This is a genomic window from Stenotrophomonas sp. YJH_SMC_123, from assembly GCF_059368215.1.
Map to the genome: position 1 here is coordinate 250235 of NZ_JCAFRM010000005.1, position 23752 is coordinate 273986.

Genomic DNA, 23752 nt, shown 5'->3' on the forward strand with positions numbered 1-23752 from the left:
GTCAACCGGATCACGCGACGGCGTGCAGGGCCTGCAGCAGTGCCCGCCCCGGCGCGCTGTGGAACCACGCCGGATGGCCCAGCATGAAGGGCTGCCAGGCCACGTCGGCATTCGCGGTTGAGCGGGTGACACCTTCGAAGTACTCCACTTCGGACAGTGCGAAGTCGAAATGGACCATTGGCAGCAGGTCGGCCAGCAGGTGCACGCGTGCCGCCGACAACGGCAGCACCTCGCGGTAGCCGTCGAGCAGGGCCAGCGCGATATCGATGCGCACTGCCTCCATGCCGCGCTCCAGTTCCAGCCACGCCACTGCGTTGCGCTCGATCGCGGTGGCGAGGTCGAACAGCGCGCTGGTGGGCGACGCCAGGCCGAAATCCAGCACGGTGCTGACCTCGCCGTTGCGCCACAGCAGGTTGGAGACATGCCAGTCGTTGTGCGCCCACAGCCGGGGCTCGGCGCGCAGGCGCTCGGCCAGGCCGGCGTGCCACGGCAGCACGTCGCGCTGCAGCTGTGCTTCCCATGGAATGCGCGCGAGATAGCGTGCCAGCCCGGGACGTTCATCCAGTCCTGCCTTGATGGCGGCGATCGGATCGTCGGCACGGATCAGGTCGTCGCGCGCCACCAGCAGATGGGTGCTGCGCTGGGGCGCGTGGTAGCTGGCGGCGGCACGGTGCAGCTGTGCGAGCGTGCGCCCTGCTTCGCGGGCCTGCGCGACATCGGTCAACAGCGACCACGACACCGCGTCGCGATACAGGTCGTCGCCCACGCCGACATCGTGCAGTTCAAACGTCCATTCGCCGTGTTCGACCGCAGTGTGGCCATCGGTGGCCGGCAGCACCTGCACCACTGGCACGCCGGCGGCGGCGAGATGGGCGATGAAGTGGTGTTCTTCTTCCAGACAGGCCGCGCTGCGCACGCTGTGGTGGTGGCGCTTGATGAATACCGGTGCGCGCGTGCCATTGACGATGGCGGCGGCAGACAGCGGCCGCGGGCTGTGCCAGCGGGGTTGGCTGTGCCCGCCCAGCTGCGGGTAACGCGTACTCAGCCACGCGATGTCCGCCGCGCTGATCGGTGGCCAGTCGGCAGCGACCTCGTCGTTGTTGAGGCCCTGCACGCGGTGGGAGGAAGACGTCATGCCACAGTCCGACCGGGAAAGTCACATCCAAGGCTGCGCATTCAACGCCATGCGCGTGGCCAACGCAAACGGGCGGGTCATCGACCCGCCCGTCTCCGCGTCATCGGTATGTCGGCGCTGCTTACCAGCCGCGATGGCGGCCGCGGTCGTGGTAGTAGCGGTTGTCGTAGTAGCGCTCACGCTGCCAGCGGCGGTCATCGCCACGGTCGTAGTAGCCACTGCGGTAGTAGCCACGATCGTAACGGCGATCGTAGCGGTCGTCGTAACGGCGATTGTCGTAGTAACGGCGGTCGCGGCGGTCGGAGGTGGTCAGGTTGCCGATCGCGCCGCCGGCCACGGCACCGCCGACGGTGGCCGCAGGGTCGCCGTTGGACAGCAGGTTGCCGGCCACGCCACCGACCACGGCGCCGACCAGGGTGCGCTTGTCCTTCCTCGACATCGCGCTGGCATCGCTGACCACGGCGACACCGGCAACCAGTGCCAGGGCCATCGCCAGACCACGGAAGCTGAGTGTGGAAGTACTGAGCATGTTCGGTTCTCCTGTGAGGTGCATGCCACGCTGGGCAGGGAGGGCGCGGGGCGCCCCGGCTGCCGTGGAGACCACGCTGGCGTTCCGACATTGCCGGAACATTGCCTGGCCTACCGGGCGGCTTGCGCATTCATCTAGCGGCAGGCGGCATGAAGCAAGGCTGAAAGTGGCTTTTACCGCTCAGCTGGCAGAAAGGGAAAGGGCCGCGCATGGCGCGGCCCCTCCCGGTCTGCAAGGCGCTGCGGGCTCAGACGCCCATGGCCTTCTGCGCCTGGCGGGTCTGTTCCTGCTGCGCGTCCTGCTGCTGGTGCAGCACGTTCGGCGCGCCCTGCACCGCGCCGCTGCTGAGCGCCATGCTCTGCTCGCTGGCGGTGCGGGTTTCCACCGCAACGCGGCTGGCCGCCGGGTCACCGACCGTGCCCTGCACGGCGAACAGGCGCTCACCGTTCGGGCTGGGCACCACCGCGTCGATGCGCTGCAGGCCGGCGGCATGCGCCTCCCTGGTCAGGGCCGCTGCGGCGCTTTCCAGCGCGTGGCGGTCCTTGAAGGTGCCCGCCGGCATCCGCTCCAGGCCTTCGGTGGCCTGCAGGTACATCGGATTGCGCGGGTGCCGCTCGTCGTTCAGCAGCGGGCGCTCGCGGGCCTCCTTGATCGCATCCAGCGTCTTTGCACCGACGATGCCGTCGGCAACCAGCCCGTTGTCCTTCTGCAGCTGGCGTACCGCCGCTTCGGTATTGCGGCCGAAGCGGCCGTCCTCGGCCAGCGGCTTGCCGTCGGCCCCGGCATAGCCGAGGTGGCCCAGCTGCTCCTGCACCTTGCGCACGCCCTCGCTGTGCGCGCCCGGCTTGTACAGCTCGGCGTGCGGGGCGGCAGCGGCCTTGTGTTCGGCCGCAGGCTTGCCCTGGGTCTGCTCATGCGATTGGGTGCGGCTTTCCAGCAGGTCGCGCGCCTTGGACAACGGGTCCGACGCGAACAGCTTCCAGTGCGGGTGGTCCTTCACCTGCTTGAGGTAATCCTCCACCGGCATGGTGTGCACGCCCTTGCTGCCGGTGGACTGGCTGATCAGCAGCTTGTCGGTATTCGGGTCGCGCACCACCATCACGATGTGGTCGATGCCATTCCAGTGCTCGTGGCGGGTCCTGGCCGTATCCAGGCCGATGACCATGCCTTCCTTCAGCGCACCGGGCTTGAGGATGGCGTCGCGCTCGAGCAGCACGCCGGACTGTTCGACGGCCTTGTGCACGATGCCGCCGGAACCGAGGTTGCCCAGGTCGATGCGGTCGGCCTTGCTGAAGACAGCGTGCCCGGCCTTCTGGTTGATCTCGTCCATGGTCCGGTTCTGCAGGGTGCCGACCCAGCCGGAGCAATCGATGTAGCCCTGGTCCACGTTCTTGCCGGTCTTGCCCGGCACGTACAGCGCGTGGCCCGGGATGTTGATGGCGTACTTCACATCGTCGTACTTCACGCCAGCGTCGTACGCGGCGTGCAGTTCGATGCCCGGCTTCGGCGCAGCAGGAGCCGTTGCGGTCGCCGCCAGCGTGGCCGCAGCGGCGCCCACTGCGGCGGCCTGCGCAGGTGTGCCTGGAGCCTGGGCCTGGCCCGGTGCCACGGTCTGCGGCGTGATGTGCTTTTCCGGGATGCTGATCGCTGCGTACTTGTGGATGTAGTAGCTGGAGAAGGTCCGCGCCAGGTCGCCGTCGTTCATGCCACGCATTTCGGCCAGGGTGTGGCCGGTCAGCGCCTTGGCATCGGACCCGATCTGGTTGAGCACGTTGCGGCGCATGTTGATCTCTTCGCCATGGCCGTTGCGGACCACGCCGAAGGTGCCGGTGGCGATCGCGGTCTGCACCGAGCCATAGCCGGCGCTGCCCTGCTGGTGGGCCAGGTACAGGTCCAGGCCGGTCGGCGTGTCGCCGCCGGACAGGTACGGGTGGCCGGTGCGCTCATTGCGGCGCGCCATCGAGCCCAGGTTGTCCTGGTACATCTGCGCGGCGGCTTCGGTGTTGCGGGTCGGGTCGAATTCGTGGCCGGTCAGGTGGTATTGGCGGGCCGAGCCGGGCACGAACTGGAACAGGCCCTTGGCGCCGGTCGAGGTGTTGTGGGCGCGCTCGTTGAAGGTGCCGCCGGTCTCGATGTGCGCGAAGCGCATGAAGTCATCGACCGGGATGCCCTTCTGCCGGGCGACCTGCTCGACGATGTCCAGGACTTCCTTTTTGCTGTAGTCATGCTGTGCCATGACGTTTTCCTCGGGGTTGATGGAGCGGCCGATGCCGCGAATCGCCAACCGGACTCATCCGTGAGTCAAGAACATGTCGGTCAACAGGTAACCCGCCTGCGGCGGATGGAAATCAGGGCGCGATGTACTGCTGGGCCTTGCTGTCGAAGCGGTAGTGCACGGTGTCGCCGGCACCCAGCGCGCGGGTCTTGCCCGGGGCTTCGATGGTGGTGCCCTTGAAGGTCACGGTCAGCTGCGGCAGGCCGTTGCCATCGGCCACGAAGGCCAGTTCGCCATCGCTGTCGGTGCACGGCATCACGTTGCCGTCGTCGCAGGCCGCGCTGTTGTCTTCGCCGGTGCGCACCGAGCCGACGTAGCGCCAGACCTTGCTGTCCAGGTCGTCCTCGCTGCGCTTGGGGTTGAACAGCAGCAGGGCGTAGCCGCTGCTGCTGATGCCGCGGTCGAAGCTGCTGGTCGGCACCGCCAGCAGCAGGCGGCCGTCGGCGGTGCGGTGTTCGATCGGCTTGCGCCGGGTATCGACGTCGTCGGCCTTGTCGTAGGCGCCGAGCGCACCGATGGTCCATTCCTGGCCGCGGAACTTCCACGGCTTCTTCGCGTCGCCGCCGGCCAGTACGAAGGTGGCCTCGGCCAGATTGGCGCGGTCGTCGGGGCCGGCCGGCTGCTGTTCGCCCGGCTTGCCGTAATGCTCGCGGGTATCCCAGGAAAAGCCGGTGTAGTAGGTGGTGCCGTCCAGGGTGAAGCGGTGGCCGAACCAGAAGGTCGCCACGCTGCCGTTCTGGACCTCATAGGACGTCGCACCGTCGCCATCCACCTGGTAGATGAAATACATCACGGTCGGCGCGTCGGGCGGGGTGACGGCGGCATCGGGGGAGGGGTTCTGCATCGGGGCAACATCCTGTCGGGGCGCTTTGGCAGCCTGCGCAGGCGCAGGCCGGGAGGACGAGGGGGCCGGATCGGCGGCGCTGCAGGCGGCAGCGGAAAGAGAGACGAGCAGGCATGCCGCGAATGCGCGCAGGGGCCGCAACGGCAGGGTCCAACGTAGCTCGGGGGGGGACTGCATGCGCCTCTCCATGGTCAGCGTTGCCGGGCCAGACGGCCGGCAGGAAGCCGCACCCCATCCACCACGGACGGGAGCGAGGACATGAGCCGGTCGATTCCTTCGACCTCGCATTGAGAACTCATGCCTGCCCATCTTGGCACAGATCCGCAGGCCGTCAAAGAGGGGGGCGGCAGCCGGGTCTGTGATGTGAAGTGCGTCTCAGATCTTGCCGTCACGCAGGTAGTCGAACAATTCGGCGTCGCCCTTCAGCCCCAGCTTGAGCATGGCGTCGCCCTTCTGCCGGCTGATGGTGCTGACGCTCTTGTGCAGCTGCAGCGAAATCTCCTTCACCGTCATGCCGGTGCCGAGCAGTCGCAGCACCTCCACTTCGCGTGGTGACAACGGCTTGCCGTCGCCCTCGCGCATGCGCCAGCTGCCGGCCGCGTCCACCCGCTCGCGCAGGCTGCGGCTGATGTAGGGCTGGCCGCGGTACACCGACTGGATGGCCTGCGGCAGCTCGTCCATTGACGAACTCTTGTCGACCAGACCGAGCACGCCACTGTCGAGCACCATGCGCAGGATCGCCAGGTTGCTGGAGACGCTGAGCATCAGCACCGGCAGGTCCGGATGCCGGCGGCGGATCATGCCGATCATGGCGAAGCCATCGGCCTGCGGGCTGCCCGGCATGGAGTAGTCGGTGACCAGCAGGTCACAGGGCTGGTTGGCGAGCAGGGTCATCAGCGCCTGCGCGCTGTCGGCCTCGCCGACCACGCGGCCCACGCCGCTCGACTCGATGACGGCGCGGGTACCGATGCGGACCACCGGGTGATCGTCTGCGATGATGATGCGCAAGCTCATGCTCTAGTATGGCCATCGGGCACGCCGGGCCGCGACCATCGCGGTCCCTGGCAGGATTCTAGGAGATCGACGCAGATGCGTAGGTGGGCTGTTCGCGGGCTGCTCCTGCTGCTGGCGGTGCTGGCCCTGCCCGTGGCCCAGGCACAGCCGGCCCCTGGGCTGCTGCCGCTCAGCCCGTTGCAGCGCGAATACCTGGTGGCGCATCCGACCATCGTTGTCGGGCAGTATGACAGCGGTTGGCCGCCCTTCGAGTCCCTCCGTGACGGCCAGCAGGTCGGTCTGGGACCGGACTACCTGTCGCATCTTGCACGCCAGCTCGGCATGAAGGTCGAGGCGCGCCGCTATCCGGACTGGACATCCGTGCTGGATGCGGCATGTCGTGGCGAGATCGACGTGGTGATGAATGTCGGCCTCAGTGCCGACCGCACCCGCTGCATGGTCTATACCGCGGCCTACAGCGAAGCGCCGCTGGCCCTGGTGGGCCGGCCGGACGACCTGCGTGCCTCCGACATGCCCGACCTGGAGGGTCTGCGGGTGGTGATCGAGCAGGATTTCCTGACCGGTCCGCAGGTGCGCGCCCGATTCCCGCGTGCCCGCCAGCTTGTCGTAAACGACACGTTGAGCGCATTGCAAATGGTCAGAGACGACAAGGCCGACGTCTACATCGGCAATGCCTTTGTCGCCACCGAGCTGATTGCCAGCCGGCGCCTGCAGGGCGTGGCGCTGTTGCGGCCCAGCGACCTGCCCCCTGAACGGCTGCACTTCGGCATTCCCAACAGCAAGCAACCCCTGGCTGAAGCCCTGGACCTGGCGCTGGCGGCCACCAGCCAGGCCCAGCGTGATGCCCTCGCACAACGATGGCTGCCACCGCCGCACTGGTCGGCATCGGCGCAGCTGGCGCTGAGCCAGGCCGAGAAGCGCGTGCTGGAGCAGCCGTTGAAGATCGGTTTCGCCCCGAATGCCGCGCCACTGTCGTTCACCGGCGAGGATGGCCGGCCCAGCGGGCTGGCCAGCGAATACCTGCAGCGCCTGATGCAGGCCGGTGCCAACCTGCAGGTCGAGGACAGCCACGACTGGTACGAGGTGCGCGAGAAGGCCCGCCGCGGTGAGCTGCAGGCGGTGATGGGCATTCCTGTCGATTCACGGTACCTGGGCCCGGACTGGGTGTTCAGCCAGCCCTTCATCAGCGTGCCGAACGTGATCGTGGTCAGGAGCGATGGCGAGTCGCTGCTGGGCCTGGCTGACCTGCAGGGCAAGCGCGTGCTGCTGTCCGACCCGGAGCGTGTGCGCGGCTACGTGCTGCAGCAGGCACCGCAGGCGCGGATCATCGCTGCACGCAGCGCCGAACAGTCGCTGCAGCGCCTGCTCGCTGGCGACGCCGATGCGTACATCGGCAACCTTGCCGTGGTCGATCACCTGCTGCGCAGCCGTTTCCCGGGGCGGCTGCAGGTGGCGGCACCGGCCGGCTTCAACGACCAGCTGGTGCTGGCTGTGGACCGCCGCCACGCGGCACTGGCTACCACCTTCGATCGCCTGCTGCTGCAGATGACCCCACGCAAGCGCGAGGCCCTGCGCAATGCCTGGCTGGGGGTGGAGTACCGCAACGGTGTCGACTGGAACAAGGTGCTGCGGTGGGGCGTGCCGGTGCTGCTGGTGCTGCTGACCGCGCTGCTGGTACATGGCGTTGGCCATTGGCGGCTGCGCCGCGAGGTGGCAGGACGTCGCCAGCTGGAGCAGCGTCTGGCCGAGGTGACCGACAACCTGCCTGCAGTGGTCTATCAGGCGCGTCGCGACGCCGATGGCGCGCTCAGCTTCCCGTTCATCGCCGGTGACCTGCCTGCGTTGTTCGGCATTACACGGCAGCAGGCCGAACAGGATGCGAGGGTGTTGCTGGAACGCATCGAGGAAGAGGACCGCGCGCACATCCTGCACTCCATCGAGCAGGCCGCGCGCCAGTTCGCCCCATTGATCCTGGAGTTCCGCCTGCGCAGCGATGGGGAGGGCGTGCGCTGGGTGCGCAGCCAGGCCCACCCCTATGCCGCCGAAGAGGGCGCGGTGATCTGGAGCGGTTACTGGGTGGACGTGAGCGAAGCGCGGATGCAGGCCGATGCCCTGGCGGCGGCGAAGGCGGACGCCGAGCAGGCCGCCGAGGCCAAATCGCGCTTCCTGGCCACGATGAGCCATGAGATCCGCACGCCGATGAGTGGCGTGCTGGGGATGCTGGAGGTGCTGGCGCACTCACCGCTGGACAGCGAACAGCAGCGCATCCTCGGCGTTATCGAGGATTCGGCCCAGATGCTGCGGCAGATCCTCGATGACATCCTCGATTACTCGCGGCTGGAAGCAGGGGCGTTGCGCCTGGAACCGGTGCCGCAACCGCTGCGGCCCCTGCTGGAGAGCGTGTGCCGCCTGCTGTCGGCCCAGGCCAGCGCGCGTGGCCTGGCGCTGCACGTGCAGATCGATCCCGAGCTGGCGCCGGCCCACGAAGTGGACGGCGTGCGGCTGCGCCAGATCGTGTTCAACCTGCTCAGCAATGCCATCAAGTTCACCGCACAGGGCGAGGTGCGCCTGCAGCTGGAGGTGCTGGGGCCGACCAGCGAAGACGGCGTGCAACCGCTGTGCCTGAGCGTTACCGACACCGGCATCGGCATCGCACCGGAACAACTGCAGCACCTGTTCGCGCCCTTTACGCAGGCCGGTGCCTACATCCAGCGTGACCACGGCGGCACTGGCCTGGGCTTGAGCATCTGCCAGCGACTGGTGCAGATGATGCAGGGCGAATTGACCCTGCACAGCACGCTGGGCGAAGGAACCCGCGCCGAAGTGCGGGTATCGCTGGTGGAGGCCGGCAGCGAGGACGCGGCGGCACTGCTGGCCGAGCAGGACCAGTCCGCGCTGCTGCCCGCCGCGCTGCGCCAGGCGCGGGTGCTGGTGATCGAGGACCACCCGACCAACCAGGCGATGATGGCGTGGCGGCTGCAGCAGCTGGGCGTGCCCCATGTGCTGCTGGGCGATGGCCAGCAGGCGCTGGATCGCCTGTCGTCGGAGAGCTTCGACCTGGTGATCACCGACTGCCGCATGCCGGTACTCGATGGATTTGGCTTCACCCGCCTGCTGCGCGAACGCGAGGGCCGTACCGGCCAGCCGCGGCTGACGGTGCTGGCGCTGACCGCCAGCGTGCTGGACGACGATGCGCGCCGCTGCCGCGAGGCCGGCATGGACGAGGTACTGGCCAAGCCGCTGTCGCTGGCCACGCTGCGTGCGGCGCTGCTGCGCTGGCTGCCGCAGGCCCAGGGCCAGTCGTTCGAGGTGCCGGTGCCGGAGGTTGCCGCCGACGACGGTGAAGCATTGCCTGATCTGGCCACCCTGCAGCAGCGCTTCGGCTCGCGCGTGGTGGCCGAGCAGCTGCGCGACAGCCTGTTGCAGGCCAGCGAGGGTGACCTGGCCGCCGTGCAGCGCGCCGTGCAGGCTGGCGACCGCCAGGCTGCGGCGCTGCACCTGCATCGCCAGGCCGGCGGGCTCGGGGCGATCGGGGCCACGGCACTGGCCCAGCAGGCCAATGCCCTGGTCGAGCGCCTGCAGGATGCGGCAGAGGCCGATACGGCGCCGTTGTTCGCCACCGTAACGACGTTCGTGGCGCGGCTGCAGCAACAGCTGCAGCGCCTGGCTCACTGAGCCGACTGCTGCTGCAGGTAGGCGATCACCAGGGCGCGGCGTTCTGCGCTGGGGAAGGCGTTGTACATGCGGGTGCCCGGCACCAGGTGCGTGGGTGACTGCAGGAAGGTATCCAGCGTCTGTGCGGTCCAGGTGATGTCGGCGCGGCGCATGCCGTCGGAATACCCATAGTCGGGCAGGCTGCCGGCGCGGCGGCCGATCACGCCGTGCAGGTTGGGTCCGAAGCGGTGGATGCCACCGGGCTGCACGGTGTGGCAGCCGGCACACAGTTCGAACGCGCGCTGCATGGCCTGCTGCCGGGCCTGTTCGGGCGTGGCCGGCACCGCGGGCGGGCGCTGGCAGGCCGTGGCAAGCAGGGCCACGGCAACGGCGGTGAGCAGGCGGCAGGCACGCATGGGTGGGCAGGATAGCGGTGCGGTGGAGCGGTCGGGCTGCGACACACGGTCGCAGCCCGGGGCGATCACATGCCCGAGTAGTTCGGGCCGCCGCCGCCCTGCGGGGTCACCCAGACGATGTTCTGGGTCGGATCCTTGATGTCGCAGGTCTTGCAGTGCACGCAGTTCTGCGCGTTGATCTGCAGGCGCGCGTTGTCGGCTTCGCCAACGAACTCGTACACACCGGCCGGGCAATAGCGGGCTTCCGGGCCTGCGTACTCGGCCAGGTTCACCTTCACCGGAATGCTGGGGTCCTTCAGCGTCAGGTGGCTGGGCTGGTTCTCGTCGTGGTTGGTGCTGCTCAGGAACACCGAGCTGAGGCGGTCGAAGGTCAGCACCCCATCCGGCTTCGGGTAGGCGATGCGGGTGTGCTTGGCGGCCGGTTCCAGGCAGGCATGATCCGGCTGCGTGCGGTGCAGGGTCCACGGCGGGTTGCGCACGCCCAGCTTCGGCAGCAGCCACTGCTCGACGCCGGTCATCAGCGTGGCCACGGTCTGGCCCTTCTTGAACCACTGCTTGAAGTTCTTGGCCTGCTGCAGTTCGGTGAACAGCCAGCTGGCTTCGAACGCCTTCGGGTAGGCGCTCAGTTCATCGTGCTGGCGGTCGGCGGCCAGCGCGTCGAACGCGGCGTCGGCGCACAGCATGCCGGTCTTGATCGCGGCATGGCTGCCCTTGATGCGGCTGGCGTTGAGGTAGCCGGCCTCGCAGCCGACCAGTGCACCGCCCGGGAACACCGTCTTCGGCAGCGACAGCAGGCCACCGGCGGTGATCGCACGCGCGCCGTAACCGATGCGGGTACCGCCTTCCAGATGCTTGCGGATGGACGGATGGGTCTTGAAGCGCTGGAACTCTTCGAATGGGCTCAGCCACGGGTTCCTGTAGTCCAGGCCTACCACGTAGCCGATGGCGACCTTGCCGCCGTCGGCGTGGTACAGGAACGCGCCGCCGTAGGTGTCGCTGTCCAGCGGCCAGCCGGCGGCGTGAACCACCAGACCCGGCTCATGCCGGGACGGGTCGATCTGCCACAGCTCCTTGATGCCGATGCCGTAGGCCTGCGGGTCCTTGCCTTCGTCCAGCGTGTAACGCGCGATCAACTGGCGGCCGAGATGGCCGCGCGCGCCTTCGGCGAAGATCGTGTATTTCGCCTGCAGCGCCATGCCGCGCTCGAACGCCGGGCCGATGCTGCCATCCTTCTCGATACCCATGTCGCCGGTGGCCACGCCGATCACTTCACCGTTGTCGCCGTACAGCACCTCGGCTGCGGCGAAGCCGGGGAAGATCGCCACTTCCAGCGCCTCGGCCTGCTGCGCCAGCCAGCGGGTCACTTCGCCCAGGCTGATGATGTAGTTGCCTTCGTTGTGGAAGCACTCCGGCAGCAGCACGTTGGGCGTGCTGCGCGCGCCGGTTTCGCTGAGGAACAGGAATTCGTCACGGGTGACCTTCTGCTTCAGCGGTGCGCCGCGCTCGGCCCAGTCCGGGAACAGCTCGGTCAGCGCGCGCGGATCCATCACCGCACCAGACAGCACGTGCGCGCCTGGTTCGGACCCCTTCTCCAGCACGCACACCGACAACTCGCGGCCGGCTTCGATCGCGCGCTGGCGCAGGCGGATCGCGGTGGCCAGGCCGGCGGGGCCGGCGCCGACGATCACCACGTCGAATTCCATTACTTCACGCGGGGGCAGGGCGTTGGCTTCAGCGCTCATCGATTGCATGACTCGTGGGTAGGGCCGGCATCGGGGCCACCGGCGGTGCCTGGGAATCGCGCGTGCAGCCACGAGCGAAACGGTTGTTTGAATGTGTCAGGGTACCGGGCCGCGCGTGATCGAGCTAGATCGCCGATGTTCACGTCACGATTGCTGCGGTGCAGCGTAAGGCTGCGGCCCGGGTGGGTGCCGACCCTGGTCGGCACGCTCTGCCCGGATGACCGACAATGGCCGGGTCCTGACTGCGCGTGAGTGCCATGGCTTTGCATCCGTACGATCTGTTCGATGTCCGTTCCCTGCTCAATGAGGAAGAGCGCGCGGTGCAGGAGAGCGTCGCCCGCTTCACCAACGAGCGCGTGCTGCCGATCATCGGCGATGCCTTCGACCAGGCCCGTTTCCCCTCTGAACTGGTGCCGGAGATCGCCTCGCTGGGCCTGCTGGGCGCCACCCTGCCGGCCGAATACGGCGGCGGTGATCTGGGTGCGGTCAGCTACGGCCTGATCTGCCAGGAGCTGGAGCGAGGTGATTCAGGCCTGCGCAGCTTCGTCTCGGTGCAGAGCTCGCTGTGCATGTACCCGATCTACGCTTACGGCAGCGAGGAGCAGCGCCAGCAGTGGCTGCCGGCGATGGCACGCGGCGAGCTGATCGGCTGCTTTGGCCTGACCGAGGCGCATGGCGGTTCCGATCCGGCCAGCATGAAGACCCGCGCGGTGCGCGACGGCAGCGACTGGCGCATCAGCGGCAGCAAGATGTGGATCACCAGCGGCCCGGTGGCCGACCTGGCCATCGTCTGGGCGCAGACCGAGGACGGCATCCAGGGCTTCGTGCTGGAGAAGGGCATGGCCGGCTTCACCACGCAGGAGATCAAGCACAAGATGAGCCTGCGCGCGTCGCTGACCGGCGCGCTGTTCTTCGATGACGTGCGCGTGCCCGACAGCCACCGCCTGCCGAACGTGAAGGGCCTGAAGGGGCCGCTGGGCTGCTTGACCCAGGCCCGCTACGGCATCAGCTGGGGCCCGATCGGCGCGGCCATTGCCTGCCTGGATGAAGCGCTGGGCTATGCCAAGGAGCGCGTGCTGTTCGGCCGCCCGCTGGCGGCCACCCAGAGCGCGCAGATCAAGCTGGCCGAAATGGCCCGCCGCATCACCACCGCGCAGCTGCTGGCGCTGCAGCTGGGCCGCCTGAAGGAAGCCGGGCAGCTGCAGCCGCAGCAGGTCAGCCTGGCCAAATGGAACAACTGCCGCATGGCGATCGACATCGCCCGCGAATGTCGCGATCTGCTGGGTGGGGCCGGCATCACCACCGAACACGTGGCGATCCGGCATGCACTGAACCTGGAATCGGTGATCACCTATGAAGGCACCGAGACCGTGCACCAGCTGGTGATCGGCCGCGAACTGACCGGCATCAACGCGTTCTGAAACCTGGTCCGGTGGGTGCCAACCTTGGTTGGCACATCTTTCCAGAAGTTTCTGCAGCCGCCTTGACCTGTCTTTGGTAGGTGCCAACCTTGGTTGGCACACTCCTTCGGCACGCGACCGGGGAACAGTGCGGACCAAGGTCCGCACCCACCAGAAGCAGGTCACACCCACCAGCAGCGATCCACAGCCACCCCGGAGCGGTTTACGCGCCGCCGGCAAACCCGTGCTGCCGCCACGCCTCGTACATCACCACGGCAACGGTGTTGGAAAGATTGAGGCTGCGGTTGCCCGGCCGCATCGGCAGGCGCAGGCGGCGGCCATCCGGCAGCGCATCGAGCACGTCCTGCGGCAGGCCACGGCTTTCCGGGCCGAACAGGAAGGCATCGCCATCTTCGAACGCCACGCTGTCGTAGCGGACGCTGGCACGCGTACTCAGGGCGAACAACCGCTTCGGTGCGATCCGCGCCAGCGCGGTGTCCAGGTCGGGGTGCACCTGCAGGCGCGAGTACTCGTGGTAGTCCAGGCCGGCGCGCTTGAGCTGCTTGTCTTCCAGTGCGAAGCCGAGCGGCTCGACCAGGTGCAGCTGCGAGCCGGTGTTGGCGCAGAGCCGGATTACATTGCCCGTGTTGGGCGGGATTTCCGGTTGGAACAGGATTACGTGGAACTGGGGCGCGGCATTCATCGGCGCAGTGTACCTGCGACGGCGGCCGCCTCTACGGCGCACGCCCTGCGCTGGGCAGGGCGGCACCGCTTACGGGCGCAGCAGGACCTGGGCGGTTTCGGTGGCCAGGGCCTGCAGGTCTGCAGCGCTCGGACGCACCTGCAGGGCCGGCAGGTTGACGATCACCTGGTTGGCGACGCTGGTGGCAGCGGCAGCCAGGGTGGCGGCGTAGCGCTGGGCTTCCAGTTCGGCGGCCAGGGCGACGCGCTGTTCCAGGCTCGGGCGCACTTCCACCGAGGCCAGGGTGGTGATCGGCATCGCGGCGGCGACCGGGGCGGCGACGTAGCCGTTGCGCTCGGCCAGCTGGTCGGCGCTCGGGCGCACTTCCACGGTGGCCAGGGTCGGGATGCCGCTGGCCTGTTCCCAGGCCTGCTGGGCCAGCTGGTCGGCGGCCGGGCGAACCTGCACGGTGGCCAGGGTCTTGATGGATTCGGAGGCCTGCACCGACGAAACAACCGCGGTGCCGGCGATCAGGGCGATGGCGATGGCAATGGTCTTGGCGTTCATGACGGGGCCTGTTTAGTGTTGGTGATAAGTGGTGTGGTAGTAAGGTAGTACACCAATTCTGGGGATGCAAGAAGAATTTTCGATTTCCTGCATTTGTTCAGTCTTCAGTCAGCTTGCGTCTGAAGCCCTTCCTGGCGCAGGAAGGGCCAAGCAATCCCCGTGCCAACTTTTATTCATTGATTTACAAGGGTTTTTTATCAATCGAAAAGTGTCCGGTGGGCGGACACCTGTCCATTCGATGTGCCGCGGACACTGTCCGGACGCCTTCAGCCGGCACATGTGACGGTTCACGCCCCCCGGCTGGGGCCGGGCCGGATGGCCTTCAGGGCAAACACCCCCAGTGACTGGCGACCGATTCCTGCCGTTGCCTGCGCAGGCTAGGATCGGGGTTCACCTATGTGACCAAGGATCCGGATATGTCTCTCGCCCTTCGCCCGCGCGCCGCATTGCTGGCCGTCGCCCTCAGCACCGCCCTGGGCACGCTTGCGCCCACCTCCGCGCTTGCCGCCAGGCCGACGGCACCGGCCAAGGTCGATATCCCGTACGAGCAGTTCACCCTGCCCAACGGCCTGCGCGTGATCGTGCATACCGATCGCAAGGCGCCGATCGTCGCGGTCAACGTCTGGTACCACGTGGGCAGCAAGGATGAGCCGGCCGGCCGCACCGGCTTCGCGCACCTGTTCGAGCACCTGATGTTCCAGGGCAGCGAGAACCACGACGGCGAATTCTTCGAACCGTTCAAGCAGGTCGGTGCCACCAACCAGAACGGCACCACCAACACCGACCGCACCAACTACTTCGAGAACGTGCCGACCACCGCGCTGGACATGGCGCTGTGGATGGAGTCGGACCGCATGGGCCATCTGGTCGGTGCGATCGACCAGGCTGCGCTGGACGAGCAGCGCGGCGTGGTGCAGAACGAGAAGCGCCAGGGCGAGAACCAGCCCTACGGCCAGGCCTGGGACCAGATCAACAAGGCGCTGTATCCGGTTGGCCACCCGTACCACCACGGCGTGATCGGCTCGATGAACGATCTCAACGCGGCCTCGCTGGATGACGTGAAGACCTGGTTCCGCACCTGGTATGGCCCGAACAACGCGGTGCTGGTGCTGGCCGGCGACATCGATCTGGCCACCGCCAAGGAGAAGGTCGCCAGGTACTTCGGCAGCATCCCCGCTGGCCCGACCATGGCGCAGCCGGCGGTGAACGTGGCCAAGCGCAGTGCCGATACCCGCGAGACGATGACCGACAAGGTGCCGCAGGCGCGCATCTACCGCGCCTGGAACGTGCCGCAGGTCGGCACCGCCGACATCGACCAGTTGCAGCTGTTCTCCGAAGTGCTGGGCGGCGCCAAGTCCTCACGCCTGAGCCAGCGCCTGCAGCACCAGGACAAGCTGGTGGACAGCATCGGCTCGGGCCTGTCGACCTCGCAGCTGGGCTCCAACTTCGTGATCGTGGCGACCGTCAAGCAGGGCCAGGACCCGGCCAAGGTCGAGAAGATCATCGACGAGGAACTGGACCGCCTGATCAAGCAGGGCCCGACCGCGGCCGAGCTGGAGCGCGCCAAGACCGGCGCCCGTGCCGGCTTCATCCGTGGCATCGAGCGCATCGGTGGCTTCGGCGGCAAGGCCGATGCGCTGGCCGAGTGCGCGGTGTTCACCGGCGACCCGGGTTGCTTCCGCACCTCGCTGGCCAACATCGAGAAGGCCAGTGCCGCCGATCTGAGCCGCCTGGGCGCAGAGTGGCTGGACAAGGGCAGCCACACCCTGGTGATCGCACCGGGTGAGCGCGTGGCGTTGAAGGAAGAACCGAGCCAGACGCCGAAGCCGTTCACCGTGCCGGCGGTGGACCCGAAGTACAGCACCCTGCCGGAACAGGTGGACCGCAAGGCCGGCGTGCCGCAGACCCGCGAGTTCCCGCAGCTGAAGTTCCCGGCACTGCAGCGCGCCACGCTGAAGAACGGCACCCAGGTGATCCTGGCCGAACGCCACGAGATTCCGGTGGTGCAGTTCAGCTACCAGTTCCCGGGCGGCTTCAGCGCCGACCAGGGTCGCAAGCCCGGCACCGCCAACTTCACCATGAGCCTGATGACCGAAGGCGCCGGCAAGCTCGGTTCGCTGGCCTTCGCCGACGCCGCCGACGCACTGGGCGCCAGCCTGGATGCCTCGGCCGGCCTGGACTCGATGAGCGTGGACCTGTCGGCGCTGAAGGAAAACCTGGCACCGTCGCTGGCGTTGTACCGCGACCTGCTGCGCGAACCGCGTTTCGAGCAGGGCGAGATCGACCGGGTCAAGGCGACCTGGATCGCCGGCATCCAGCAGGAGAAGGTGAACCCGGGTGCAGTGGCCATGCGCGTGCTGCCGCCGCTGCTGTACGGCAAGGGCCACCCGTACGCCATCCCGTTCACCGGCAGCGGCGACGAGGCGGCGATCAACGGCCTGACCCGCGAAGATCTGGTTGATTTCCACCACGACTGGCTGCGCCCGCAGAATGGCACCCTGATCGTGGTCGGTGACACCACCCTGGCCGAGATCGTGCCGCTGCTGGACAAGCAGCTGGGCGACTGGAAGGCGACCGGCGAGGCGCCGCAGGTGAAGGCGGCCACCGATGTCGCGCTGCCGAAGGGCCCGCGCGTGTTCCTGATCGACCAGCCGGGTGCGGTGCAGGCCAACCTGTTCGCCGGCCAAGTGGTGGCGCCGTCCGGCGCCGCCAGTTCGACCCGCTTCGACATTGCCAACGGCGTGATCGGCGGCGACTTCACCTCGCGCCTGAACATGAACCTGCGCGAGGACAAGCACTGGTCGTACGGCGCGCGCAGCAGCGCGACCAGTTCGGTGGGCCAGCGCCCGTGGATGGCCAGTGCGCCGGTGCAGATCGACAAGACCGGCCCGGCACTGGCGGAAATGCGCAAGGAGATCGCCGCATTCGCCGACGGCAGCAAGCCGGCCACTGCTGCCGAAGTCAACCGCATCCGCAACATCCAGACCCTCAGCCTGCCCGGTGCCTACGAGACCGCCAGTGCCGTGGCCGCGACCATCGGTTCGATCGTGCAGTTCAAGCGCCCGGACGACTATGTGCTGCGTCGCAAGGCCGAGATCGAAGCGATGACCCCGGCGCAGGTGCAGCAGGCCGCTGCCGAGATCAAGCCGCAGGCCCTGACCTGGGTGGTGGTGGGCGATCTCAAGCAGACCGAAGCGGCCGTGCGCGCGCTGAACCTGGGCGAGGTGACGGTGATCGACGCCGAGGGCAACCCGGTCAAGAAATAAGGCACGAACCGGCCCGCCTGTGGCGGGCCGGCTCCCCCGGTAGTGCCGGCCGCTGGCCGGCAACCCCTTAAGGGGTCGGAGCCCCCTGCGGGGGATCCGACCCCTCCGCCGACCTGGGGTCGGATCCCCCGCAGGAGGCTCTGACCCCGGCCCCGGCTACCCCCGATTCAGGCTGTTCAGGCAGAATCGCCCCATACCCTTCCAGGATCTGCCCATGCGCGTTCTGCTGCTTTCCTCTCTGCTGCTCACCGTCACTGCCTGTACCTGGGTGCCGATCGAACCGGCCGGCAAGGCGACCCGCGTGTTGCCGGCAGGTCCGGTTCCGGCCGGCTGCATCGCCAAGGGCGAGGTGGTGGTCACCGTGAAGAGCAAGGTCGGCTTCTACAACCGCAACCCGCTGCGCGTGCAGGAAGAGCTGGAAACCCTGGCCCGCAACGAGGCCCCGAGTGCCGGCGCCAACGCCGTACAGGCCGCCGCCGCGCCCGCCGATGGCAGCCAGCGGTTCGCCGCGTTCCAGTGCCCGCCGCGCTGAACGCTTCACCATACGGCCAAGCCTGAATTCGTAAAGATGCGGTGAAGGCCCCGGGGGTTATAGAATAGCGCCCCCTTTTGCCTGAGCCTTGGCGCTAACCTCGATGCTCTTCAAGAATGTCTCGATCGCCGGCCTGGCACACGTTGATGCGCCGCATACGCTGACGACCAAGGAAATCAACGAGCGGCTGCAGCCGACGTTGGATCGCCTCGGTATCCGCACCGACGTGCTCGGCGATATCGCCGGCATCCATGCCCGCCGCCTGTGGGACAACGGCGTGCTGGCGTCCGATGCCGCCACCATGGCCGGCCGCAAGGCGCTGGAAGACGCAGGCATCGATGCGACGCAGGTCGGCCTGCTGGTCAACACCTCGGTCAGCCGCGACTACCTGGAGCCGTCCACCGCCTCGATCGTGTCGGGCAACCTCGGCGTCAGCGACGAGTGCATGACCTTCGACGTCGCCAATGCCTGCTTGGCCTTCATCAACGGCATGGATATCGCGGCGCGCATGATCGAGCGTGGCGACATCGACTACGCGCTGGTGGTGGATGGCGAGACCGCCAACCTGGTGTACGAGAAGACCCTGGAGCGCATGACCGCCCCGGACGTCACCGCCGACGACTTCCGCAACGAGCTGGCCGCCCTGACCACCGGTTCGGGCGCCGCCGCGATGGTGATGGCGCGCTCGGAACTGGTGCCGGATGCACCCCGCTACAAGGGTGGCGTGACCCGTTCGGCCACCGAGTGGAACCAGCTGTGCCTGGGCAATCTGGACCGCATGGTCACCGATACCCGCCTGCTGCTGATCGAAGGCATCAAGCTGGCCCAGAAGACCTTCACCGCCGCCAAGATCGCCTTGGGCTGGGCCGTGGAAGAGCTGGACCAGTTCGTGATCCACCAGGTCAGCCAGCCGCACACCGCTGCGTTCATCAAGAACTTCGGCATCGACCCGAAGAAGGTCATGACCATCTTCGGCGAGCACGGCAACATCGGCCCGGCCTCGGTGCCGATCGTGCTGAGCAAGCTCAAGCAGCTGGGCAAGCTGAAGAAGGGCGATCGCATTGCACTTCTGGGCATTGGTTCCGGCCTGAACTGCTCGATGGCTGAAGTGGTCTGGTAAGCAGCCCGCTGCCCGACCTCCTGTAGAGCCGAGCCATGCTCGGCTCACGCGCGCAGCGCGGCTCTTCCGCAGCGGACCGGAGAGCAGCCGAGCATCGGTTCGGCTCCACATTGCGCCGCGACTCTCCCTAGGTGCTCCGCATGCGCGATCTTCCCGGTTACCCCGCCCACCCGCAGCGCTTCGAGGTTCGCCCCGGCCTGTCGATGAACTATCTCGACGAAGGCCCGCGCGATGGCGAAGTGGTGGTGATGGTGCATGGCAACCCGTCGTGGAGCTATTACTGGCGCACGCTGGTGGCCGGCCTGTCGGACACATACCGCTGCATCGTGCCGGACCACATCGGCATGGGCCTGTCGGACAAGCCCGATGACAGCCGCTACGAGTACACGCTGCAGTCGCGCGTTGATGACCTCGATGCGCTGCTCAAGCATTTGGGCATCACCGGCCCGGTGACCCTGGCGGTGCACGACTGGGGCGGCATGATCGGTTTCGGCTGGGCGCTGTCGCACCACGACCAGGTCAAGCGCCTGGTGGTGCTCAACACCGCTGCGTTCCCGATGCCGGCGGCGAAGAAGATGCCGTGGCAGATCGCGCTGGGCCGCCACTGGAAGATCGGCGAGTGGATCATCCGCAGCTTCAACGCGTTCTCGTCCGGTGCCTCGTGGCTGGGCGTGGAGCGGAAGATGCCGGCCGACGTGCGCCGCGCCTACGTGTCGCCGTACAACAGCTGGGCCAACCGGATCAGCACCATCCGTTTCATGCAGGACATCCCGCTGTCGCCGGCCGACAAGGCCTGGTCGCTGCTGGAGCGGGCCGGCAAGGCGCTGCCGTCGTTCGCCGACCGACCGGCCTTCCTCGGCTGGGGCCTGCGCGACTTCGTGTTCGACCACCACTTCCTGAAGGGCTTCCAGGCCGCGTTGCCGCAGGCCCAGGTGCATGCCTTCGAGGACGCCGGGCACTACGTGCTGGAAGACAAGCACGAAGTGCTGGTGCCGGAGATCCGCGCGTTCCTGGACGCCAACCCGATCTGATCGGTGTGCCGACCAACGGTCGGCACCCACCCCTTCCTCTTCCGGTGGGTGCCGACCGTTGGTCGGCACACCCGAAGGGTTCATGAGGTTGCCGGCCAGCGGCCGGCACTACTACGCCGCGACCGGTGCCTGCGGCGGTGAGGACGGGCTGTTGCCGTTGTCGTCCGGGTGATCGTCGTCATTGTCGGCGTCATCGCGCCAGCGCCAGTCGGCCAGCGTCAGCGGGTCCAGGCCGTAGGCGATGCGTGCCTTGTCGCACTGCGGGCTGGCCTTGCCGTACTCCCACGATGCATCCACCTCACGGCACACGCTGGGCCGGTTGGGGTGGATGGTGCAGCGTGAGTACACGCCGATCTGCGCGTCCAGCGCCACGCAGCGCACCGGCTTGGAGTGGGTGCCGCGCATGCACAGGCGGTGCGGGTCCAGCACCTCGGTCAGCTGGTGCGGCACGCCGCCGGGGGTGACCTCGTCCGATTCCATCCAGTGGAAGGCCACGCGGTATTGGGTGCAGCAGGCGCCGCAGGTCATGCAGGGATGTTGCATGGGCAAGCCGCCTCGGGCGGCAGTCGGAATCAGGAACGAGGGTGCGGATTTTCCACGAAGTGGGCCGCCGCGCAAGAAATTCCGTAAGCGGCGACAATGAACGGATGAACCGACCCTGCAACATTGCCGCGCGCCTGCCTGAACTGGCGCGTGAACGCCCTGACCAGATCGCCATCCGCTGCCCGGGCCGCCGGGGCGCCGGCAACGGCATGGCCGCCTACGATGTCACCCTGGATTACCGCCAGTTGGACGCCCGCAGTGATGCCATGGCCGCCGGCCTGGCCGGCTATGGGATCGGCCGTGGAGTGCGCACGGTGGTGATGGTGCGGCCGTCGCCGGAGTTCTTCCTGCTGATGTTCGCGTTGTTCAAGCTGGGCGCGGTGCCGGTGCTGGTCGATCCGGGCATCGACAAGCGCGCGCTGAAACAGTGCCTGGACGAGGCGCAGCCGCAGGCCTTCATCGGCATTCCGTTGGCGCACGTGGCGCGGCTGGCGCTGCGCTGGGCGCCGTCGGCGACCCGCCTGGTCACCGTTGGCCGCCGCCTCGGCTGGGGCGGTACCAGCCTGGCTGCGCTGGAGCGCGCCGGCGCCAAGGGCGGGGCGATGCTGGCCGATACCGATGGCGAGGACATGGCGGCGATCCTGTTCACCAGCGGCTCCACCGGTGTGCCCAAGGGCGTGGTCTACCGCCACCGCCACTTCGTGGGCCAGATCCAGCTGCTGGGCAGCGCGTTCGGCATGGAAGCGGGCGGCGTGGACCTGCCGACCTTCCCGCCCTTTGCCTTGTTCGACCCGGCGCTGGGCCTGACCTCGGTGATCCCGGACATGGACCCGACCCGGCCGGCGCAGGCCGATCCGGCACGCCTGCACGATGCCATCCAGCGCTTCGGCGTGACCCAGCTGTTCGGCTCGCCGGCATTGATGCGGGTGCTGGCCCGGCATGGCCGACCGTTGCCGACGGTGACCCGGGTGACCTCGGCCGGTGCGCCGGTGCCGCCGGACGTGGTCGCCACCATCCGCAGCCTGCTGCCCGCCGATGCGCAGTTCTGGACCCCGTACGGCGCCACCGAGTGCCTGCCGGTGGCGGTGGTCGAGGGGCGTGAGCTGGAGCGTACCCGCGCGGCCACCGAGGCCGGCGCCGGCACCTGCGTGGGCAGCGTGGTGGCCCCGAACGAAGTGCGCATCATCGCCATCGATGACGCGCCGCTGGCCGACTGGTCGCAGGCGCGCGTGCTGGCGGTTGGCGAAGTGGGAGAAATCACGGTGGCTGGCCCGACCGCCACCGACAGCTACTTCAACCGCCCGCAGGCCACGGCCGCAGCGAAGATCCGCGAGACGCTGGCCGATGGCAGCACCCGCATCGTCCATCGCATGGGTGACGTGGGCTACTTCGATGCGCAGGGCCGGCTGTGGTTCTGCGGGCGCAAGACCCATCGCGTGGAAACCGCACAAGGGCCGCTGTACACCGAACAGGTCGAGCCGGTGTTCAATACCGTGCCCGGCGTGGCACGCACGGCACTGGTCGGCGTTGGCCCGGCGGGTGCGCAGGTACCGGTGCTGTGCGTGGAACTGCAGCGTGGCCAGAGCGACAGCCCGGCGCTGCAGGAAGCGCTGCGTGCGCATGCCGCAGCGCGCACCCCTGAGGCCGGCCTGCAGCACTTCCTGATGCATCCCGCGTTCCCCGTCGATATCCGTCACAACGCCAAGATCGGCCGCGAGAAGCTCGCCGTCTGGGCCAGCGCCGAACTGGAGAAGCGCGCATGAAGATCCTGGTCACCGGTGGTGGTGGTTTCCTTGGCCAGGCGCTGTGCCGCGGGCTGGTCGAACGTGGCCACCAGGTGCTGGCGTTCAACCGCAGCCACTACCCGGAACTGCAGGCCATGGGCGTGGGCCAGATCCGCGGCGATCTGGCCGATGCGCAGGCAGTGCTGCACGCGGTGGCCGGCGTCGATGCGGTGTTCCACAACGGCGCCAAGGCCGGCGCCTGGGGCAGCTATGACAGCTACCACCAGGCCAACGTGGTCGGCACCGACAATGTCATTGCGGCATGCCGCGCGCACGGCATCAACCGGCTGGTCTACACCTCAACGCCCAGCGTGACCCACCGCGCCACGCATCCGGTGGAAGGCCTGGGGGCTGACGAGGTGCCGTACGGCGAGGACTTCCAGGCACCGTATGCGGCGACCAAGGCGATCGCCGAACAGCGCGTGCTGGCCGCCAACGATGTATCGCTGGCGACGGTGGCACTGCGCCCGCGCCTGATCTGGGGCCCGGGTGACCAGCAGCTGGTGCCACGCCTGGCCGAGCGTGCACGTCAGGGTCGCCTGCGCTTGGTCGGCGACGGCAACAACAAGGTCGATACCACCTACATCGACAACGCCGCGCTCGCGCATTTCCTCGCTTTCGAGGCATTGGCGCCGGGTGCCGCGTGTGCGGGCAAGGCCTACTTCATTTCCAACGGCGAACCGCTGCCCATGCGCGAGCTGGTCAACCGGCTGCTGGCCGCTGTTGGCGCGCCGACGGTGGACAAGGCGATCAGTTTCAAGACCGCCTATCGCATCGGCGCGGTCTGCGAACGGCTGTGGCCGCTGCTGCGCCTGCGTGGCGAGCCGCCGCTCACCCGCTTCCTGGCCGAGCAGCTGTGCACGCCGCACTGGTACAGCATGGAGCCGGCCCGCCGCGATTTCGGCTATGTGCCGCAGGTCAGCATCGAAGAAGGGCTGCGCAGGCTGAAGGCTTCATCTGCTGCATAGATCGCCGTCACTGGTTGCACACCGCAGGATCGGGAGGATGGACCCACGCCATCCAAGGCTCGACCACCCGCGAGGAGCGCCATGCTGCATTACGCCATCATTTTCTTTGTCATCGCCATCATCGCCGCCGTTCTGGGCTTTTCCGGCATTGCCGGCGCCGCAACGAACATCGCCTGGATCCTGTTCGTGGTGTTCCTGATCCTTGCGGTGATCTCGATGTTCCGCAAGCGCGGCTAGCCGGTAGTGCCGG

Annotated in this window: 19 protein-coding genes; 9 read left to right on the forward strand and 10 right to left on the reverse strand. The window is 67.9% G+C overall.

Features of this window, described 5'->3' with window-relative positions; all coding sequences use genetic code 11:
- Positions 1 to 10 precede the first annotated feature (10 nt).
- The 5 genes from AC5P5W_RS13625 to AC5P5W_RS13645 form a co-directional block, all read right to left on the reverse strand.
- The gene (locus AC5P5W_RS13625) at positions 11 to 1135 is read right to left on the reverse strand and encodes a phosphotransferase enzyme family protein (RefSeq protein ID WP_197574347.1); all 1125 of its coding nucleotides are present in this window, start codon (positions 1133 to 1135) and stop codon (positions 11 to 13) included.
- A 121-nt stretch (positions 1136 to 1256) separates the two neighbouring features.
- A complete protein-coding gene (locus AC5P5W_RS13630) occupies positions 1257 to 1664 on the reverse strand; it encodes a glycine zipper 2TM domain-containing protein (protein ID WP_014645533.1) in 408 nt (135 codons plus the stop codon).
- Between the two features lie 247 nt (positions 1665 to 1911).
- Positions 1912 to 3900: a peptidoglycan-binding protein gene (locus AC5P5W_RS13635; RefSeq protein ID WP_053494689.1), complete on the reverse strand. Its 1989-nt coding sequence runs from the start codon at positions 3898 to 3900 to the stop codon at positions 1912 to 1914.
- 112 nt (positions 3901 to 4012) lie between these two features.
- A complete protein-coding gene (locus tag AC5P5W_RS13640) occupies positions 4013 to 4783 on the reverse strand; it encodes a hypothetical protein (RefSeq protein WP_014645535.1) in 771 nt (256 codons plus the stop codon).
- 375 nt (positions 4784 to 5158) lie between these two features.
- Positions 5159 to 5797 carry a response regulator gene (locus AC5P5W_RS13645; RefSeq protein WP_014035550.1) on the reverse strand — a complete coding sequence of 213 codons (639 nt, stop codon included), beginning with the start codon at positions 5795 to 5797 and terminating at the stop codon, positions 5159 to 5161.
- Positions 5798 to 5872: 75 nt separating this feature from the next.
- On the opposite strand from AC5P5W_RS13645, the gene AC5P5W_RS13650 reads away from it, so the two are divergent.
- A complete protein-coding gene (locus AC5P5W_RS13650) occupies positions 5873 to 9472 on the forward strand; it encodes an ATP-binding protein (RefSeq protein ID WP_046427896.1) in 3600 nt (1199 codons plus the stop codon).
- Here the strand turns inward: AC5P5W_RS13650 and AC5P5W_RS13655 are convergent.
- Positions 9466 to 9867: a c-type cytochrome gene (locus tag AC5P5W_RS13655; RefSeq protein ID WP_014645538.1), complete on the reverse strand. Its 402-nt coding sequence runs from the start codon at positions 9865 to 9867 to the stop codon at positions 9466 to 9468. The genes AC5P5W_RS13650 and AC5P5W_RS13655 overlap by 7 nt on opposite strands.
- Before the next feature lie 65 nt (positions 9868 to 9932).
- Complete coding sequence (locus tag AC5P5W_RS13660; protein WP_197574833.1) at positions 9933 to 11609, reverse strand: 4Fe-4S dicluster domain-containing protein; 1677 nt, start codon at positions 11607 to 11609, stop codon at positions 9933 to 9935.
- A 257-nt stretch (positions 11610 to 11866) separates the two neighbouring features.
- Between AC5P5W_RS13660 and AC5P5W_RS13665 the strand changes: the two genes are divergently transcribed.
- On the forward strand, positions 11867 to 13030 hold the full coding sequence (locus AC5P5W_RS13665) for an acyl-CoA dehydrogenase family protein (RefSeq protein ID WP_032962241.1): 1164 nt from the start codon (positions 11867 to 11869) through the stop codon (positions 13028 to 13030).
- A 202-nt stretch (positions 13031 to 13232) separates the two neighbouring features.
- On the opposite strand, the gene AC5P5W_RS13670 is transcribed toward AC5P5W_RS13665, so the two are convergent.
- Positions 13233 to 13712, reverse strand: coding sequence for a tRNA (cytidine(34)-2'-O)-methyltransferase (locus tag AC5P5W_RS13670; RefSeq protein WP_197574835.1), 480 nt, complete (start codon positions 13710 to 13712; stop codon positions 13233 to 13235).
- A gap of 69 nt (positions 13713 to 13781) precedes the next feature.
- Complete coding sequence (locus AC5P5W_RS13675; RefSeq protein ID WP_014645542.1) at positions 13782 to 14258, reverse strand: XAC0231 family protein; 477 nt, start codon at positions 14256 to 14258, stop codon at positions 13782 to 13784.
- Positions 14259 to 14674: 416 nt separating this feature from the next.
- Between AC5P5W_RS13675 and AC5P5W_RS13680 the strand changes: the two genes are divergently transcribed.
- The 4 genes from AC5P5W_RS13680 to AC5P5W_RS13695 all read left to right on the forward strand — a co-directional run bounded on the left by AC5P5W_RS13680 (position 14675) and on the right by AC5P5W_RS13695 (position 20207).
- Positions 14675 to 17524 carry an insulinase family protein gene (locus AC5P5W_RS13680; protein WP_197574838.1) on the forward strand — a complete coding sequence of 950 codons (2850 nt, stop codon included), beginning with the start codon at positions 14675 to 14677 and terminating at the stop codon, positions 17522 to 17524.
- A gap of 214 nt (positions 17525 to 17738) precedes the next feature.
- Positions 17739 to 18056: a DUF4156 domain-containing protein gene (locus AC5P5W_RS13685; RefSeq protein ID WP_005407628.1), complete on the forward strand. Its 318-nt coding sequence runs from the start codon at positions 17739 to 17741 to the stop codon at positions 18054 to 18056.
- A gap of 103 nt (positions 18057 to 18159) precedes the next feature.
- On the forward strand, positions 18160 to 19176 hold the full coding sequence (locus AC5P5W_RS13690) for a 3-oxoacyl-ACP synthase III (RefSeq protein ID WP_014035559.1): 1017 nt from the start codon (positions 18160 to 18162) through the stop codon (positions 19174 to 19176).
- 140 nt (positions 19177 to 19316) lie between these two features.
- Entirely contained in the window at positions 19317 to 20207 is an 891-nt protein-coding gene (locus AC5P5W_RS13695; RefSeq protein WP_072167325.1) for an alpha/beta fold hydrolase, read from the forward strand.
- A gap of 111 nt (positions 20208 to 20318) precedes the next feature.
- Here the strand turns inward: AC5P5W_RS13695 and AC5P5W_RS13700 are convergent, their stop codons facing one another.
- Complete coding sequence (locus tag AC5P5W_RS13700) at positions 20319 to 20750, reverse strand: YkgJ family cysteine cluster protein (RefSeq protein WP_029380125.1); 432 nt, start codon at positions 20748 to 20750, stop codon at positions 20319 to 20321.
- A gap of 104 nt (positions 20751 to 20854) precedes the next feature.
- Between AC5P5W_RS13700 and oleC the strand changes: the two genes are divergently transcribed.
- The 3 genes from oleC (at position 20855) to AC5P5W_RS13715 (ending at position 23739) form a co-directional block, all read left to right on the forward strand.
- Complete coding sequence (gene oleC / locus AC5P5W_RS13705; RefSeq protein ID WP_041862955.1) at positions 20855 to 22513, forward strand: olefin beta-lactone synthetase; 1659 nt, start codon at positions 20855 to 20857, stop codon at positions 22511 to 22513.
- Positions 22510 to 23502 carry a 2-alkyl-3-oxoalkanoate reductase gene (gene oleD / locus AC5P5W_RS13710; RefSeq protein ID WP_014645546.1) on the forward strand — a complete coding sequence of 331 codons (993 nt, stop codon included), beginning with the start codon at positions 22510 to 22512 and terminating at the stop codon, positions 23500 to 23502. The genes oleC and oleD overlap by 4 nt, the downstream gene beginning before the upstream one ends.
- Positions 23503 to 23583: 81 nt before the next feature.
- Positions 23584 to 23739 carry a DUF1328 domain-containing protein gene (locus AC5P5W_RS13715; protein ID WP_005407633.1) on the forward strand — a complete coding sequence of 52 codons (156 nt, stop codon included), beginning with the start codon at positions 23584 to 23586 and terminating at the stop codon, positions 23737 to 23739.
- The last annotated feature ends 13 nt before the right edge of the window (positions 23740 to 23752 follow it).